Genomic DNA, 15376 nt, shown 5'->3' on the forward strand with positions numbered 1-15376 from the left:
TCATCAGCCGCTAAAGCGTGGGAGGAAAGCAGGGCAGCGGCGCACAGCGCCGCGAGTAACTTCAGCTTCATTGAATGCTATTTCTTGTTATTGGATGATGTCGTAGTCTTGCGTGTCGATGACTTTCTTGTCGATCGAAACCACCACGCGGTAATGGCCGGGATCAAAGCCGCTGGCAGGCATGCGCCAATACATGCGGTATGGGCTGGCTTCCAGCCTCATGTTCTTGTCGCGCACGGCGACGACCTTATCGCCTTCATACCAGGTCCAGTTGACGGCGTGGGTACCGGCGCTACCCGCTTGCGGGTCCCATTTGAGGCGGGTGATAACGACCAGCGTATCTCGCTGGTGGATTTGCGTTTGCGGGATTTCTTCAAACGCTGCGCCGTTGCGCGCTGCGGTGACCAGGCCGCCGTTTGGCGTGATCTGATCGACATTGATGGAGGCGCAGCCCTGCATCGAGCACAGTACCGCCAGGCTGGCAGCGATCTTTTTCATCATGTCCTTACGTCCCTATGAAATTAGTTGAACGGATTGTAAGGAGATTGCTGCGTGCGGAAATACACCATTTGTCACTATTTACAAAGCGATACAAGACGGGCTTCGACGTCGGCGCGGTACTGGCGGCTCAGCGGAACACGGGCGTCGCCGCGCAGCAGCAGTTCACCATCGCCTTTCTCCAGATTGACGATGCTGGCGATCCAGTTCAACTGCACGGCAGCGCGGCGGTGGCAGCGGATGAAGCGCGGCCCCAGCTTGTCCAGCAGGCCAGCCAGCGTCTGGCGCATCAGTGGCTCGCCCTCGGCGGTGTGCAGAATGACATAGTTGTCAGCCGTTTCTATCCATTGGATGTCGTCCACCTTGACCACGCGCGTGCCATTGCGTTCGGGGACCAGCAGCTGTGCGACGGCGGGCAGGGCTTCTGCCAGCGCCGCTGCTGTGACAGCGCGCTGCGGCAGCCGTTCGCGTACGCGCTGCATGGCGCGTTGCAGGCGCACCTGGTCGTAGGGCTTAAGCAGGTAGTCGATGGCATTGGCATCGAAAGCGCGGATGGCGTATTCATCGTAGGCCGTCACAAACACCACCAGCGGCGCCGGTTCCGGTAACGAGGCGGCGACATCGAAGCCGGTAATCTCGGGCATCTGGATATCGAGCATAAGCACATCCGGCGCGAACGTGGACAGGCGCTCCAGTGCTTCAACACCGTCGCGCGCTTCTTCGATGGCGCTGATGCCGGGTTCCTGCGCCAGCATGCGGCGCATTTTGTCGCGGGCAGGGCGTTCGTCGTCGACGATCAGGATACGCATGGCAGTCTCACTTCCGCCCGCACGCCGGCGGGCGATAATTGAATCAGGTCGAACGTGGCGCGCTTGCCGTACAAGGCTGCCAGCCGCTCGCGCAGATTGCGTACGCCGATGCCATGGCCAGACGGGTCACCGGCGGCCAGCGTGCCACGGTCATCTTCCAGCCGCAGCACCAGCAGGTCCTGCTCGCGCTGCACCGAGATGTGGATGGCTGCCGGCTGGCGTTGTTTTTCAACCGTGTGTTTGAAGATGTTTTCCAATAGCGGCTGCATGCTCATGACCGGTACTTCACAGGCCAGCAGCGAGTCGTCGATCTGCCAGCTGATGCTGACGCGGTCCGAGAAACGCTCGCCCATCAGCGCTGCATAGCCGCGCAGCAGGCGCAGCTCGGTCTCCAGCGGTACCAGATGGCGCTCGCCGACATCCAGCGTGGCGCGCAGCACATCGGACAGCTGGATCAGCATGGCGTCGGCACGCTGCACGTCGCTGTACATCAGCGATGAAATCGTATTGAGTGCGTTGAACAGGAAGTGCGGCTGCATCTGCTGGCTTAAACGCAGCAGCTGCGCCTCACGCAGCGAGGCGTTGGCGCGCTCCACGCGCAGCCGCTCTTCCAGCATGGCGTAAAACGACAGCACGCCAAACACGATGCCGGTGAAGGTGGTAAAGAACACCGTGATCTTCACGTCTTCATACAGGAAGGTCTGCGGCCATGGCGTGTGGGTATAGACCTGTCCATTCAGCGCATATACCGCATGGCGGATACCAAAGGCCACCGGGACGAAGGCAATCCAGTACATCGGCAGCCACACCAGCTGCCGTGCAAACCAGCGTATCGGTGAGGAGACCAGGCCGTCGTACTTTCGTGTCAGACGGCGCTGCGTCACCAGCAGCAGGGTGCAGGTGAAGGCCGACGAAGTCTCCCACAGGATCGGCTTCCAGTACTCATGGCCGCCATCGCGAATGTATTCCTGCACGGCAGTTGATATCATCAGCGCCCAGAACAAAAGCCAGGCGAGGATTAGCAGCAGTCGGGTGCGGGAACGTAGCATCGGTGGTTAACGGTAGCGTGCTTCCATCAGGTCGATCTCGCGTACCAGCTTGCGCGAGATCTCGTCGGAGATATGGTCATGGCGGGCCAGGTCGAATACCGTGCGGCGCTCTGCCGCCAGCGCGGCCAGCCGCAGTTCCTTTTCTGCATAGTCGGTCTTGCGCCACGCCTGTTCGGTGTCCGGATCCACCTCTTTGAGCTTGTGCTCATAAAACGCGATCACGCGCGCTGCTGCTTGCGGGTAGACTTCCGGATCGATGCAGGCGTCGGATTCCATCAACGCGATCTGGGTCTTTTCAATCGCGGTAATCGCCGCGTTGGCGGCGGCGCGGCGGGCGATGTCTTCTTCCTGCTGCTCTTCCGGCTCGGCCGGGAAGGTCATGCCGGCCAGCAGGCGCGGCAGGCCGATGCTGGCGACCAGCAGTGAAATCAGGATCACCGAACAGGCCAGGAAGATGGTCAGTGCGCGCGCGGGGAAGGGCGAGCCATCCGGCAGCGCCAGCGGCAGCGTCAGCACGCCGGCCAGCGTGATGGTGCCGCGCGCACCGGCCAGCGTGGTCGCCAGCAGCAGGCGTGGATTGATCTTGTGGCGCGGACGGTGACGCACTTTTTGCTTGAAGATGGTGAGGCGCAGCGACGCCCACACCCACGCCATGCGCAGCACCAGCAGGCCGAAGGTGATGGCAAACGCGTAGGCCACCAGCCACCAGCGGTTCACATGGCCGCTTTCCTCCAGCGAGGTACCAGCCAGCAAGAAGATGTCCGGCAATTGCTCGCCCAGCAGCACGAACATCACGCCGTTCAGCGAGAACTGTACGGTGTCCCACACGGCCGAACGCTGGATGCGCGTGTTGGCGTGCGCGTGGCCGCTCAGCTCCACGTAGCTCATGGTGATGCCGGCCGCCACTGCAGCCAGGATGCCCGATGCATGCAGGCGCTCCGCCACCAGGTAGGCGCCAAAGGGGATCAGCAGGTTGACCAGGATCGGCGAGCCAGGCGGCTCGCCGAAGTGGCGCACCAGCCAGCGCTGCGCCCAGGTCACCACCAGGGTCAGACCGACGCCGGCGGCAAGCCCCGCGATCACCAGCCAGATAAAGGTGAGGGTGGCGGTTTGCAGCGAGAAGGCGCCCGTCATGGCGGCCGCCACGGCAAAGCGGAAGCACACCAGGCCGGAAGCGTCATTGAGCAGCGATTCGCCTTCCAGAATGTGCATCAGCCGTTTCGGGATGGGGGCGCTGGAAGCGATCGAGCTGACCGCGATCGGGTCGGTCGGCGAGACAATGGCCGCCAGCGCAAACGCCACCGGCAGCGGCATGGCGGGTATCAGCCAGTGAATCAGGAAGCCGGCGCCGACCACGGTGAACACTACCAGTCCGAGCGCCAGTTCAAGGATGGTGCCTTTGTCGCGCAGCAGGCCGCTTTTGGGAATGCGCCAGCCGTCCAGAAACAGCAGCGGCGGCAGGAAGACCAGGAAGAACAGGTCCGGCTCCAGGTCCACGCCATGCGAGGACTTGGCGGCGATCAGTGCACCGAGGGCGATCTGCACCAGCGGCAGCGGTATGGCGCGCGGCAGCACACGGCGGATGTAGGCGCTGGCCACCACGGCCAGCAGCATAATCAGCACAACTTCAATTGAATCCATTCCCTTCCTTCTATCCCGGTAGTAAAACGGCTTAAGCTTACACTATTGGCAGTTCGGTAAAAAGTTGGGCGGTACTCTGGCGGAACGGAAATCTTTCTGTCATAATACTGCCTTCTGCGGGAGTAGCTCAGTTGGTAGAGCGCAACCTTGCCAAGGTTGAGGTCGAGAGTTCGAGACTCTTCTCCCGCTCCAGAATTCAGTAGCACATCAAAAGGAAGCCCGTGGGCTTCCTTTTTTGTTGTTTATCGTTCTCCAATACAACATCTTCCCCCTCAAAATGTGACGCGGCCCAGTGGCAAACGTTATACTGGGTGAGGACCACCGAAGGAGACGAAACCCATGAAATCTGTTCAACAGGAAGTTGATGAGCGCAGTAACCTAACCAACTCCAACAAATTCGAACTCCTCCTGTTCCGCCTGGGCGGTGACGCCAACGGCGAACATTCCGAGCTGTTCGGTATTAACGTCTTCAAAATCCGCGAGATCGTGGCAATGCCCGAAGTAACTGCTGTGGCCGGATCCCCGCCACACATGCTGGGCGTAGTGAACCTGCGCGGACAAATCATCACGGTGCTGGATTTGCCAGGCATCGTCGGTGTGACCCCAAAAACTGGTCTGAATATTATGCTGGTCACTGAATTCGCGCGCACCACGCAAGCGTTCGCGGTCGAATCGGTGGATGAAATCGTCCGTCTGGACTGGAGCCAGGTGCTGACGGCCGAAGGTACGGCTGGCGGCAAGGTCACCAGTATCGCGCGCGTCGACGGCGATACCCAGAACACCCGCCTGGCGCAGGTGCTGGACGTGGAAACCATCCTGCGTGAACTGGTGCCGCCGGAACGCGCGGACATCGATCCGGAAACCATTGGCCCGAAAGTGCTGCTGAAACCGGGCGCGGTGGTGCTGGCCGCCGACGATTCCGTGGTGGCGCGCAACCTGATCGAAAAAGGTCTGGAAGCGATGGGCGTGCACTTCATCATGACCAAGTCGGGCAAGGAAGCCTGGGATCGCCTGCAGTCGATTTCCGAAGGCGCCAAGGCCGAAGGCGTGCCAATTGGCGACCGTGTCGCCATGGTGCTGACCGACCTGGAAATGCCGGAGATGGACGGCTTTACGCTGACCCGCCTGATCAAACAGGACCCGCGCTTCGGCAAGATTCCTGTCGTGATCCACTCTTCGCTGTCCGGCAAGACCAATGAAGATCACGTCAAGGGCGTCGGCGCCGATGCGTACGTGGCCAAGTTCTCGGCAGAGGATCTGGCTGGCACCATCCGCAATGTGCTGGGCAAAGCCGCCGCCACCGCGTAATAAAAAAACAAGGTAGTATAGGAGGGCCGCAATGGAAACATTGCGGCCCTTTTCACTTCTCAGAAAGGATCTACCGTGGCAGCGAAAAAGATACTGTTTTTGACGGGCGACTTTGCAGAAGACTATGAAACCATGGTGCCGTTCCAGGCGCTGCAAGCGGTGGGCCATACGGTGCATGCGGTGTGCCCGGACAAGAAGGCCGGCGACACCGTGAAGACCGCCATCCACGATTTTGAAGGCGACCAGACCTATACCGAAAAGCCCGGCCACCTGTTTGCGCTGAATGCAAACTTCGACGACGCCGATGTCAGCAAGTACGATGCGCTGGCGATTGCCGGCGGCCGCGCGCCGGAGTACCTGCGCCTGAAGCCGCGCGTGATTGAGCTGATCCAGCAGTTCGCTGCCGCCAACAAGCCAATCGCGGCGATCTGCCATGGTGCGCAATTGCTGGCCGCAGCGGATGTCATCCGCGGCAAGACCATTTCCGCTTATCCGGCCTGCGCGCCGGAAGTCAAGCTGGCAGGCGCGCAGTATGCCGACATTCCGGTGGACCAGGCGGTCACCGACGGCATCTTCGTGACGGCGCCGGCATGGCCGGCGCACCCCGCGTGGATCGCCCAGCTGCTGCAAAAACTGGGCACGGAGATCAGGCTGTAAGATTGCGCGCGTGGAAGCGCAGGTGGTCTTCGATGAAGGTCGAGATGAAGTAGTAGCCGTGATCGTAGCGCTGGTGCCGACGTAAGGTCAGCGGCTGCGCTGCGGTCTGGCAGGCCGCTTCAAACGCTTCCGGATACAGCTGCTCCTGCAGGAATTTGTCGCCCAGGCCTTGGTCGATCAGGATGCCGTTGGGGAAGGGCGTGTGCGCCTGCACCATCAGCAGGCTGGCGTCGTAGGCCGCCCATGCGGTCTTGTCCTCGCCCAGATAACCGGTGAAGGCCTTGATCCCCCATGGGCACAGCGACGGCGCGGCGATTGGCGCAAACGCGGACACGGAACGGAACACGTCGGGCCGTTTCAGCGCCATCGTCAGGGCGCCATGGCCGCCCATCGAATGGCCGAAGATGCCGATGCGCCGGGCATCGGCAGGCAGTTCCTGGCTGACCAGTTCACGCAATTCGTGAATGTAGCTGTACATGCGATAGTGTCTGGACCACTCGGGCTGGGTGGCGTCCAGATAGAAGCCGGCGCCGAGGCCGAAGTCCCAGTGGTTGGTTTCGCCGTCCACACCGGCGCCGCGCGGGCTGGTGTCCGGCGCAATCAGCATCAGGCCCAGTTCAGCGGCCATGCGCTGTGCGCCTGCCTTGACCATGAAGGTCTCTTCGGTGCAGGTGAGGCCGGCGAGATAGAACAGCGCAGGCACGCGGCCTTGCGCCGCTTGCGGCGGAATAAAAACCGAGAAGCGCATCGGCAGGCCGATCTCGCGCGATTCGTGGCGGTAGAAGCGCTGCACCCCGCCGTAGCAGGCGTGTTCACTGACCATTTCCAGCATAATTGTTTCCTTATGTTTTCCAGCGCACAGTGATAAAGCTGGTATCAGGTCAGAATTGTACAAGTATCTTTAAAAAGGAGAAGTACATGCCGGATATTCAAGCCATCTTGGCTGATCTGGGCTGGCCGCTGGCAATTGCAGTGGCATGGCTGACGGGTGAATTCGTGCATCGCTGGACGCGCCTGCCGCGTATCAGTGTTTACGGTTTGATTGGTTTTTTACTGGCGCAGGCTTTTCCGGAAGCGCTCAGCAGCGGCGCCTCGAGCAATGTGACCATCCTGGCGAATCTCGCATTTGGTCTGATCCTGTTTGAATTTGGTTACCGCATCAATCTGCACTGGCTGCGGATTAATCCCTGGATTGCGGTCAGCGGCCTGGCGGAATCGGCGGCGACCTTCGGCGTGGTTTATCTGATCGCGCATCTCACCGGCATGCCGCCGTTGACCTCCCTGTTACTGGCGTCGCTCGCCATGTCCACTTCGCCGGCCGGCGTGCTGCGCGTGATTAATGAAGAAGACAGTTCCGGCCAGGTGACCGAGCGGGTGCTGCATCTGGTGGCGATCAATAGCGTGATTGCGCTGTTTGTATTCAAGGTGGTGGTGGGGTTCTGGGTGTTCCAGACCTCCGGCAGCCTGACGCAGGCGGTGTCGCACAGCGGCATCGAGCTGCTGGTGTCGGCGGCAATGGGCGCCGTAATGGGCTTCATCGTGCCGCCGGTGCTGCGCCGCCTGGGCGCGCTGGCGCGTGACGGTACGATTGCGTTTGCGCTGGGCGTGATCCTGCTGGTGGCTGCCTCACGCGCGTTTGACGTGTCGCCGGTGCTGGCGACGCTGACCTTCGGCCTGACGGCGCGCCACAAGCGCGTGGCGTTCAGCCGCACCGAGCGTAACTTTGGCGGCATCGGCGAGCTGCTGACCGTGCTGCTGTTTGTGTTTGCCGTCTCGACGCTGGAATGGGAGCGCGTGGTCGATGGCGCCGGCCTGGCGGCCGTGCTGCTGCTGGCGCGCTTTGTGGTCAAGGCGGTCAGCGTGGGCGCGTTCGCGCACGTCAGCGGCATCACCTGGCGCAAGGGCCTGCTGACCGGTATCGCGCTGTCGCCGATGTCGGTGTTTGTCACGCTGCTGCTGGAGCAGACGAAATACATGGGAATCGTGCTGGTGGACGAACTGGCCGCACTGGCGGCGATGACGCTGCTGCTGGAAGTGGTCGGCCCCGTCATCACGCAACGCGCGCTGCACTGGGCGGACGAAACCCCTAAGGAGGCTAAATAATGGCATTGGAAGAATTCAAATCATCGCAGCCGCTCACCATGGGCGTGGAGCTGGAGCTGCAACTGGTCAGCCTGTCGGACTTCGATCTGACGGCGTCCAGCCCGGACCTGCTGCATCTGTTGAACCGCAAGCCTTTCCCCGGCAATGTGACGCCGGAGATCACCGAGAGCATGATCGAGATTAACAGCGATGTGCACACCAATCACACCGAGCTGGTGGCGCAGCTGCAGCTGATCCGCGACACGCTGGTGCAGGCTGGCGAACAGCTCAACATAGGCATCTGCGGCGGCGGTACGCACCCGTTCCAGAAATGGGCGGAGCGGCGGATTTTCTCCAAGCCGCGCTTCAAGGAAGTGTCCGAGCTGTATGGCTATCTGGCCAAGCAGTTCACGATCTTTGGCCAGCACGTGCACATCGGCTGCGCCTCCGGTGACGATGCGCTGTTCCTGCTGCATGCGCTGAGCCGCTACGTGCCGCACTTTATCGCGCTGTCGTCGTCGTCGCCGTACGTGCAAGGTAATGACACGCTGTTCAATTCCGCGCGTCTGAATTCGGTGTTTGCATTCCCGATGAGCGGCCGCGCGCCGTTCATGCAGCATTGGTCCACATTCGAGAACGAGTATTTCTCGAAGATGGAGCACACCGGCGTGATCAAGAGCATGAAGGACTTCTACTGGGATATCCGCCCCAAGCCGGAATACGGCACCATCGAACTGCGTGTCTGCGATACGCCGCTGACGGTGGAGCGGGCGGCGGCGCTGGCGGTGTATCTGCAGGCGCTGTGCCGCTATCTGCTGGAGCGCAAGGAAGAACCACCGGCCGAAGATGACTACCTGGTCTACAACTACAACCGCTTCCAGGCTTGCCGTTTTGGCCTGGACGGCACGGTGGTACATCCGAAGACGTACGAGAGCCTGTCGCTGCGCGAGGATATCCTGACCACGCTGCGCAAGATGGAGCCGCATGGCGTGGCGCTGGGCGGCACGGCGGGCCTGCAGCATCTGGTGCAGGTCACGCACGAGGGCAGCGACGCGCATTATCTGCGCCAGCAGTTCGACAGCAGTGGCAGCGTGGAAGGCGTCGTGGACGCGGCGATTCACCGCTTCCGCGGCCGCTGATCTACCGGAAGGTGATTGCCTTGTTCAGGCGGGCGATCACCTCGTCCGGCACCGCCTTGCTGCACATGATGTAGCGTTCGGGACCGCGCGGCATGTCCTTCAATGACAGCAGGCGCAGGTTGTTGGCATCAGCTGCGTGCTGCTTGAGCAGGTAGCTGCCTTCCTCGTCCGATACGAACATGAGATCGACGGCGCCCTTGCTGACCGATTGCACCATCTTTACGGTGGACGCGGTGGACACTGCCATCACGGGATGCCACTGCCGGATGTACGCATCCAGGCCGCCATACGAATAGTTATCCTTGACCAGTACACGGATGTCGCGCTGCCGCGTGAGTTCGTCCAGCGTGGCGATGCCGCGTGCGGCAAAGGCGTCGTTGGTCAGCACCAGCCAGGTGCGATCACGGTAAATCGGCTTGGTGAACTTGGCGTATTGCAGCCGGTCCGGCAGCATGAACCAGCCGACCGCGCAGTTCAGACTTTTGGCGTCCTTGACCATCGCCAGCTGGCGGTTGGTGGGAACCTTGTGCCACTGCACGGGAATGCCGGCAGTCTTGAACGCGTGGACCGTTGGCGTACCGGTCAGGCCGGATGGCGTGCCGTCCGGCAGCGGCACCATGTACGGTGGCCGCTCGCTGTAGGCGACGTGTATCGTCTCTTCCGCAACGGTGGTCAGCGGAACAAGCAGGCTGGCAAGGATCACAGCGGCGCTACGCAGGCGATTCATGAAAATCCATCCGGTGTCACAACGACCAACAGTCTACACCGGGCGATGGCATAAGATCAAAAGACATTCATTAATTGCATCACTATTAGTCGTTTAAAAGCGTGTCTCGCGCGCGACGCGCAGGAAGTTGTCGAGGATGCCGGTGCAGTCCAGCAGCTCGACGCCGCCGGCGCGGTGGAATTCGGGGTGCCATTGGAGGCCCATCACAAACGGCGCCTTGCGGTAGCGGATGGCTTCGATCATGTTGTCGGGTACCGACAAGGCTTCCACCGACATGTCACGCCCCAGTGTCTTGACGGCCTGGTGGTGGATGGAATTCACGAGTCCCGTGCTTTTGCCTTTGAACATGCGCGCCAGCGAGGAGCCGGCCGGGAAGCTGATTTCGTGGCGGTTGCGGTCGTAGTCGTCGTTGACGTGGGCCAGTGAATCCGGCACATCGGTGGCGATGTCCTGGTACAGCGTGCCGCCAAACGCTACGTTGATGAGCTGGCAGCCACGGCAGATGCCCAGCACGGGCTTGCCCGCTTCGACAAATTCGTGCAGTAGCTCCAGTTCATACATGTCGCGCGCGCGGTCGCCGCCCCATTCAGGCCGCGTCGGCACCTCGGAATAGCTTTGGGGTGAAACGTCCGCGCCGCCTTGCAGTACCAGGCCGTCCAGGTGCCTGGCGTAGTCGCGCAGGCGGATGTTGGACGGGTGGAGCAGGCCATCCGTATTGACGGTCGGGATCATGAACACCAGCACGTCGCGCGACATCACCCATTGTGCAATCGACTCTTCAAGGTATTGCAGGTTCTTGCTGCGCAGGCCCGTGGCGCCAGGCTCGGGATGGAAGATGCGCGCGGAGACGCCGATGTGCAGCGGCCGCTGGATGATGTGCCGCGTGGCCGCCGCCGCGATGCGCCGGTAGCGCGCCATGATGACGCGGCCCCACAGGCTGAACACGGTGTCGCCAGGGTCGAGGTAGCGCGGCGTGCCACCGTCATGACGGGTCTTGCGGTCCTGCTTGCGCCGCTCACCTTGGTCGCTGGCGCGGCGATGCGGGTTGACCTGCTGCGGATCGTTGCTGTCTGGTCCGTCGCTCATGCTGATTCCTGTCTGTCTTGTATGGCATTAGTGTGCCACACGTCGAAGTCATCAGTCGCCCGGTTCAATCGGGATGCCAACCGTCTGGCTCGGCCATTGGTGACCGTGGGTCTGAATAAGCAAGGAATGTCCTACGCGGGCACAGGCTGCATGCCCTAGGTGTACCTGTCCAGAGCGCGCATCATGGCTACTCCCTGGCGTGTGCCGACAAGCGGCCTGCTAGTCCAGGAATACATTCACTTTCGGAGATACATATCATGGCAAACTCAAATCAAGGCAATCAGGGCCAAGGCAATCAAGGCAGCCAGGACAGCAAGCAATCCAAGCAAGGCGAACAGGGAGGTAAGAGCCAGCAGAGTGATACCAGCAACCGTGGTTTTGCTTCCATGGACCCTGAACGCCAGCGCGAGATTGCTGCCGAGGGCGGCCGTGCCGCCCATGCTTCCGGCAACGCGCATGAATTCACGTCGGAAGAAGCGCGCGAAGCCGGTAGCCAAAGCCACAAGAACGACGGCAATCAGCAGAGCGGCAGTTCGAGCGGTTCGCGCAGCTCCAGCGGTGACAGTGGCAGCAGCAAACAATCCGGCGGCAGCGGTAGCAGCGGTAGTGGCACCGGCGGTAGCAGCGACAGCAAATCCGGTTCGTCCGGAAGCACGCGCGGCGGCACCCCGGAACAACACGCAGAGGCAGGCCGTCAAAGCCATAAAAATGACAAATAACCGCTGTTAGTCTCGGTTGAACGGCGGCCACAGGCCGCCGTTTTTACGTTTGGATGGCATCCAGCCCGGCCAACAGTGTGGTGGCAAAGGCGGTGATCAAGGGATCAGCCTCGCGCCGTGTCGCCATGCCGACGGTGGTCATCAAGCGGCCATGCGATAGCGTGATGAAACGTACACCCGGTGGTGCGGTCAGCTGCATGCATTCCGGCACAATGGCAATCCCCAGGCCTGCTGCAATCAGATTTAGCTGCGAGGACTTACGCGACAGCGCACGGGCTGGTTTGGGGAAGAAGCCCAGTTCCAGGCACAGGTTCGCCACCAGATAGCTCAGGCCACCACGGTCTTTGTGCGGTATCGAGATAAAAGCGTATTCGCTCAACTGCGCCAGGTCCACATTCTCCAGTGCCGCGAGCGGCGAGTGCTGCGGCACGGCCACCATCAATTTTTCACTGCCGATGTCCTGCACCTGGATGTGCGGATGGCGGCGCAAGGTGGGCAGGCGCACCAGCCCGATATCCGCGCGGCCTTCTTCAATTTCCAGTGTCTGATTTTCCGACGGCAGCATGGAGACATCCAGCGTCACTCCGGCATGCACCTCCAGCGCTTGAGCCAGCGCGTTGCTGATGCGCGGTGTGAGGATCACCGAACTTGAATGCTGCAAACGGATCACGCCTTGCGCACCTTTGCCCACGTGGCGTGCCTGCACCAGCGTGTCGTCGATATCTTCCAGGATGCGTTTGCCGCGTTCGAAAAACAGCTGGCCGGCCGGCGTCAGCTCGAACTGGCGGGCGTCGCGCGTGAGCAGCGGCGTTTGCAGCTCGTCTTCCAGCTCCTTGATCTGGCGGCTCAGCGCCGACTGGGCGATGTACAGCTTTTCGGCCGCGCGCGAGTAGCTGCCGGCCTCCACGATCTCTATAAAATATTTAAACTGTTTAAGCGAAATCACCGTTATGCCGTTTCGAGATAGATGGCCGCCGTTTTTGATATTGGATCAAATCCGGCCCGGCCGTTAAAGTGAAGTGTCTCTTCTTCATATACGGAACCTGCCATGTTGGGAATGATCGGTGTACTGGGCGTGATCGGCGTGGTGCTGAGTATTGCAGTAAAAATCATCTGCGTCCAGATCGGACGTGCCGGCGGAGTCGACGACCGGGAGGATTAGGCCTCATAATGAGGGCATGACTAAACGATATGTCGTTTTCGCCCTCATGCTACTTGGCTCACTGATCGTTGCGGCATTGGCCGCATGGGGTACAGGCGCGCTGTGGTTCCAGCTGCCCGCGATCCATACCACCAGCGCCATCTTGCGCAAGCTGGCGCTGGCGGTATGGATCGCGGGCAGTCTGGCGGCCCTGGTTTTTCTGTGGCGGCGTAGCTGGCTGCCGCCTGCTGTCTGGCTGGTGGCGCTGCTGGCCATGATGGGCTGGTGGAGTACCATCAAGCCGTCCCACAATCGCCTGTGGGCGGACGATGTCGCCCGCATGGTGACCGGCACGGTGGACGGCAGCATCGTCACGCTGGACCTGGTGCGCAATTTTGACTGGCGCACGGATGACGACTATACGGTCCGCTGGGAGCCGCGCCAGTACGACCTGAATCAGCTGCGCTCCGTGGATGTGGCTCTGTCTTACTGGATGGGGCCTGCGATTGCCCATACGCTGGTGTCGTTCGGCTTTGCGGACGGACGCTATCTGACCTTCTCCATCGAGATCCGCAAGGAGCGCGGCGAAAGCTTTGATGCGCTGGCGGGCTTCTTCAAACGCTATGAAACAGTGCTGATCGCCGCCGATGAACGCGACATCCTGCGCGTGCGTACCAATGTGCGCGGCGAGGATATGTGGCTGTACCGGCTCCGGATGCCGCCGGAGATGATGCGTTCCCTGTTCCTTGCATACCTGGACGAAGGGGAGCAGCTCAAACGTGAGCCGCGTTTCTACGATACGCTGACCGCCAACTGCACCACCATCGTCTATCAGATGGCCAAGCGGATTTCACCAGGGCTGCCGCTGGACTGGCGCTTGCTGGCTTCCGGCTATCTGGGCGATTATCTGAAAGAGATTGGCGCGCTGGCCGGGCCAGGGCAGCACATCACCGACAAGGCCCGTGCCGCCGGCACAGCGCAGAACTTCTCAGACCGTATCCGTCACTGACGCCATTTGCCGGAGCTGGTGCTTGAGGATTTTGCCGCTGGCCGCAGCGGGCAGAGTGGCCATGGCGATGATACGCGCCGGGCGTTTGTACGGCGCCAGCTGGCTGGCCGCATAACGCAGCAACTCGTCCGTGCTGACGGTGTGCTGCGGGGCCAGCTCCACATACGCCACCACCTCTTCGTCGCCATCTCCAAGACTGCGGCCGACGACAGCCGATTGCGTGACGGCGGCATGAGCGTTCAACACAGTCTCCACTTCCAGCGGATAGACGTTGAAACCGGCGCGGATAATCAGCTCCTTGGTACGGCCGACGATGAACAGCGCGCCGTCGGCATCCTGGCGTACCATGTCGCCGGTATTCAGCCAGCCGTCGGCATCGATCACGGCGGCGGTCAATTCGGGTTGTCTGTAGTAGCCGCGCATGACGTTGGGGCCGCGTATCCACAGCTCGCCGGCTTCGCCGCCCGTCACGCGCACTTCGACGCCGGGAATGGCGTGGCCGACCGAGGTATCGCCGCGCGGCTGGTCGAGACGGGTCTGGCTCACGGTGGGCGCGGCTTCGGTGAGGCCGTAGCCATTGTGCAGTGGCAGGCCAAGCAGCTGTTCAACCTGCGTTTTCAATGACGGCGGCAGCGGCGATCCGCCCGCGTAGGCAAAGCGCAACTGCGTCTCGAGTTTTTGCGGTGTGCCGCCCAGCTGTTCCAGCAGGCGCGCATACATGGCGGGAACGCCCTGTACGATCGTCAGGCGGTGTGCCTGCAAGGCATGCAGCAGTCCATCAGGCGTAAAGCGCGGCGCCAGATACAGGCAGGCTCCCGCATATAAAGTCCCCAGCATGACCGATGTCAGTCCGTAGACGTGGGTAATCGGCAGCACGCCATAGGCGCGGTCGGACGGCGTCAGGCCGCGCAGCGTGCTGGAGACGGCGGCGATGAACAGCAGATTGCGGTGGGTGAGCATCACGCCTTTGGGATTGCCGGTGGTGCCAGTCGTGTAAAGCAGCGCGGCGACCTGCCCGCTGCTTGCATCCACGGGCTCCGGCGTGCAATCGGCATTCAATGCGCCCAGCATCCAGGTGCCGAGCGGGGTATCGACGGCGACAGCCGCATTGTGCCTGGCATGGGCGGCGGTCTCCGGCGAGGCGGGCGAGGCGAGGTAGATCGCCAGCCGGGCGTCGCTATGACGCAGCACAACTTCCACTTCGCGCGGCGACAGGCGGCCGTTGATGTGGACCAGCCATGCGTCCACGGCGGCCGCTGCAAAACTCAGCACCACTTGCGCGACGCAGTTTTCACCGACCACGGCCAGCCGGTCTCCGGGCCGAAGTTGCCAGCCACGCAGCTTGGCGGCCGTGTCGTCGATGGCGTTTGCCAGTTCGGCGTAGGTCCAGTGGCGTTGGCCGTCGTGCAGCACGGGCGCTTGCGGGGAGTGCGCGGCCCAGCGGCGCGGAATGTCGGAAATACGGGCGGGCAGGGATGCCAGCAGTTCAGCGGTGTTGAGGGTCTTCATTA

At 61.7% G+C, this 15376-nt stretch carries 15 protein-coding genes and 1 tRNA gene; 7 read left to right on the forward strand and 9 right to left on the reverse strand.

What is annotated here, in order from left to right; genetic code table 11:
- Positions 1-87 precede the first annotated feature (87 nt).
- From BUA36_RS10055 to BUA36_RS10070, 4 genes are all read right to left on the reverse strand, one after another.
- A complete protein-coding gene (locus BUA36_RS10055) occupies positions 88-501 on the reverse strand; it encodes a hypothetical protein (RefSeq protein WP_072784052.1) in 414 nt (137 codons plus the stop codon).
- 74 nt (positions 502-575) lie between these two features.
- The gene (locus BUA36_RS10060; RefSeq protein WP_072784054.1) at positions 576-1307 is read right to left on the reverse strand and encodes a LytR/AlgR family response regulator transcription factor; all 732 of its coding nucleotides are present in this window, start codon (positions 1305-1307) and stop codon (positions 576-578) included.
- Positions 1295-2296, reverse strand: coding sequence for a sensor histidine kinase (locus BUA36_RS10065; RefSeq protein ID WP_229255660.1), 1002 nt, complete (start codon positions 2294-2296; stop codon positions 1295-1297). The genes BUA36_RS10060 and BUA36_RS10065 overlap by 13 nt, the downstream gene beginning before the upstream one ends.
- A gap of 66 nt (positions 2297-2362) precedes the next feature.
- Entirely contained in the window at positions 2363-3997 is a 1635-nt protein-coding gene (locus tag BUA36_RS10070; RefSeq protein WP_072784056.1) for a Na+/H+ antiporter, read from the reverse strand.
- A 116-nt stretch (positions 3998-4113) separates the two neighbouring features.
- On the opposite strand from BUA36_RS10070, the gene BUA36_RS10075 reads away from it, so the two are divergent.
- The 3 genes from BUA36_RS10075 (at position 4114) to BUA36_RS10085 (ending at position 5962) form a co-directional block, all read left to right on the forward strand.
- A tRNA-Gly gene (locus tag BUA36_RS10075) sits at positions 4114-4189 on the forward strand.
- A gap of 147 nt (positions 4190-4336) precedes the next feature.
- Positions 4337-5305: a chemotaxis protein gene (locus tag BUA36_RS10080; protein WP_072784057.1), complete on the forward strand. Its 969-nt coding sequence runs from the start codon at positions 4337-4339 to the stop codon at positions 5303-5305.
- A gap of 75 nt (positions 5306-5380) precedes the next feature.
- Complete coding sequence (locus BUA36_RS10085; RefSeq protein WP_072784058.1) at positions 5381-5962, forward strand: DJ-1/PfpI family protein; 582 nt, start codon at positions 5381-5383, stop codon at positions 5960-5962.
- Here BUA36_RS10085 and fghA read toward each other — a convergent pair.
- Complete coding sequence (gene fghA / locus BUA36_RS10090) at positions 5952-6794, reverse strand: S-formylglutathione hydrolase (protein ID WP_072784059.1); 843 nt, start codon at positions 6792-6794, stop codon at positions 5952-5954. The two genes, BUA36_RS10085 and fghA, sit on opposite strands and share 11 nt — an antisense overlap.
- 86 nt (positions 6795-6880) lie before the next feature.
- Here fghA and BUA36_RS10095 point away from each other — a divergent pair, with 86 nt between their 5' ends.
- On the forward strand, positions 6881-8065 hold the full coding sequence (locus tag BUA36_RS10095; protein ID WP_072784060.1) for a cation:proton antiporter: 1185 nt from the start codon (positions 6881-6883) through the stop codon (positions 8063-8065).
- The gene (locus BUA36_RS10100; RefSeq protein WP_072784061.1) at positions 8065-9183 is read left to right on the forward strand and encodes a YbdK family carboxylate-amine ligase; all 1119 of its coding nucleotides are present in this window, start codon (positions 8065-8067) and stop codon (positions 9181-9183) included. Before BUA36_RS10095 ends, BUA36_RS10100 begins: the two co-directional genes overlap by 1 nt.
- Before the next feature lies 1 nt (position 9184).
- Here the strand turns inward: BUA36_RS10100 and BUA36_RS10105 are convergent, their stop codons facing one another.
- The gene (locus BUA36_RS10105) at positions 9185-9910 is read right to left on the reverse strand and encodes a substrate-binding periplasmic protein (protein ID WP_072784062.1); all 726 of its coding nucleotides are present in this window, start codon (positions 9908-9910) and stop codon (positions 9185-9187) included.
- A 93-nt stretch (positions 9911-10003) separates the two neighbouring features.
- The gene (locus BUA36_RS10110; protein ID WP_072784063.1) at positions 10004-10996 is read right to left on the reverse strand and encodes a gamma-glutamyl-gamma-aminobutyrate hydrolase family protein; all 993 of its coding nucleotides are present in this window, start codon (positions 10994-10996) and stop codon (positions 10004-10006) included.
- A gap of 257 nt (positions 10997-11253) precedes the next feature.
- Between BUA36_RS10110 and BUA36_RS10115 the strand changes: the two genes are divergently transcribed.
- On the forward strand, positions 11254-11715 hold the full coding sequence (locus BUA36_RS10115) for a KGG domain-containing protein (protein WP_072784064.1): 462 nt from the start codon (positions 11254-11256) through the stop codon (positions 11713-11715).
- Between the two features lie 43 nt (positions 11716-11758).
- Here BUA36_RS10115 and BUA36_RS10120 read toward each other — a convergent pair whose 3' ends face one another.
- Positions 11759-12661, reverse strand: coding sequence for a LysR family transcriptional regulator (locus BUA36_RS10120; protein WP_072784065.1), 903 nt, complete (start codon positions 12659-12661; stop codon positions 11759-11761).
- Positions 12662-12893: 232 nt separating this feature from the next.
- Between BUA36_RS10120 and BUA36_RS10125 the strand changes: the two genes are divergently transcribed.
- A complete protein-coding gene (locus tag BUA36_RS10125) occupies positions 12894-13865 on the forward strand; it encodes an Lnb N-terminal periplasmic domain-containing protein (protein ID WP_072784066.1) in 972 nt (323 codons plus the stop codon).
- On the opposite strand, the gene BUA36_RS10130 is transcribed toward BUA36_RS10125, so the two are convergent.
- On the reverse strand, positions 13845-15374 hold the full coding sequence (locus BUA36_RS10130) for a class I adenylate-forming enzyme family protein (RefSeq protein ID WP_072784067.1): 1530 nt from the start codon (positions 15372-15374) through the stop codon (positions 13845-13847). The two genes, BUA36_RS10125 and BUA36_RS10130, sit on opposite strands and share 21 nt — an antisense overlap.
- Positions 15375-15376: the final 2 nt, after the last annotated feature.

It is taken from the genome of Duganella sacchari (genome assembly GCF_900143065.1).
Lineage (GTDB): Bacteria > Pseudomonadota > Gammaproteobacteria > Burkholderiales > Burkholderiaceae_D > Rugamonas > Rugamonas sacchari.

What these genes read in the sequence shown, in the direction of transcription:
- BUA36_RS10055 (WP_072784052.1), bottom strand. Translation starts at nt 501, where the DNA reads ATGATGAAAAAGATCGCTGCCAGCCTGGCGGTACTGTGCTCGATGCAG.
- BUA36_RS10060 (WP_072784054.1), bottom strand. Translation starts at nt 1,307, where the DNA reads ATGCGTATCCTGATCGTCGACGACGAACGCCCTGCCCGCGACAAAATG.
- BUA36_RS10065 (WP_229255660.1), bottom strand. Translation starts at nt 2,296, where the DNA reads ATGATATCAACTGCCGTGCAGGAATACATTCGCGATGGCGGCCATGAG.
- BUA36_RS10070 (WP_072784056.1), bottom strand. Translation starts at nt 3,997, where the DNA reads ATGGATTCAATTGAAGTTGTGCTGATTATGCTGCTGGCCGTGGTGGCC.
- BUA36_RS10080 (WP_072784057.1), top strand. Translation starts at nt 4,337, where the DNA reads ATGAAATCTGTTCAACAGGAAGTTGATGAGCGCAGTAACCTAACCAAC.
- fghA (WP_072784059.1), bottom strand. Translation starts at nt 6,794, where the DNA reads ATGCTGGAAATGGTCAGTGAACACGCCTGCTACGGCGGGGTGCAGCGC.
- BUA36_RS10095 (WP_072784060.1), top strand. Translation starts at nt 6,881, where the DNA reads ATGCCGGATATTCAAGCCATCTTGGCTGATCTGGGCTGGCCGCTGGCA.
- BUA36_RS10100 (WP_072784061.1), top strand. Translation starts at nt 8,065, where the DNA reads ATGGCATTGGAAGAATTCAAATCATCGCAGCCGCTCACCATGGGCGTG.
- BUA36_RS10105 (WP_072784062.1), bottom strand. Translation starts at nt 9,910, where the DNA reads ATGAATCGCCTGCGTAGCGCCGCTGTGATCCTTGCCAGCCTGCTTGTT.
- BUA36_RS10110 (WP_072784063.1), bottom strand. Translation starts at nt 10,996, where the DNA reads ATGAGCGACGGACCAGACAGCAACGATCCGCAGCAGGTCAACCCGCAT.
- BUA36_RS10115 (WP_072784064.1), top strand. Translation starts at nt 11,254, where the DNA reads ATGGCAAACTCAAATCAAGGCAATCAGGGCCAAGGCAATCAAGGCAGC.
- BUA36_RS10125 (WP_072784066.1), top strand. Translation starts at nt 12,894, where the DNA reads ATGACTAAACGATATGTCGTTTTCGCCCTCATGCTACTTGGCTCACTG.
- BUA36_RS10130 (WP_072784067.1), bottom strand. Translation starts at nt 15,374, where the DNA reads ATGAAGACCCTCAACACCGCTGAACTGCTGGCATCCCTGCCCGCCCGT.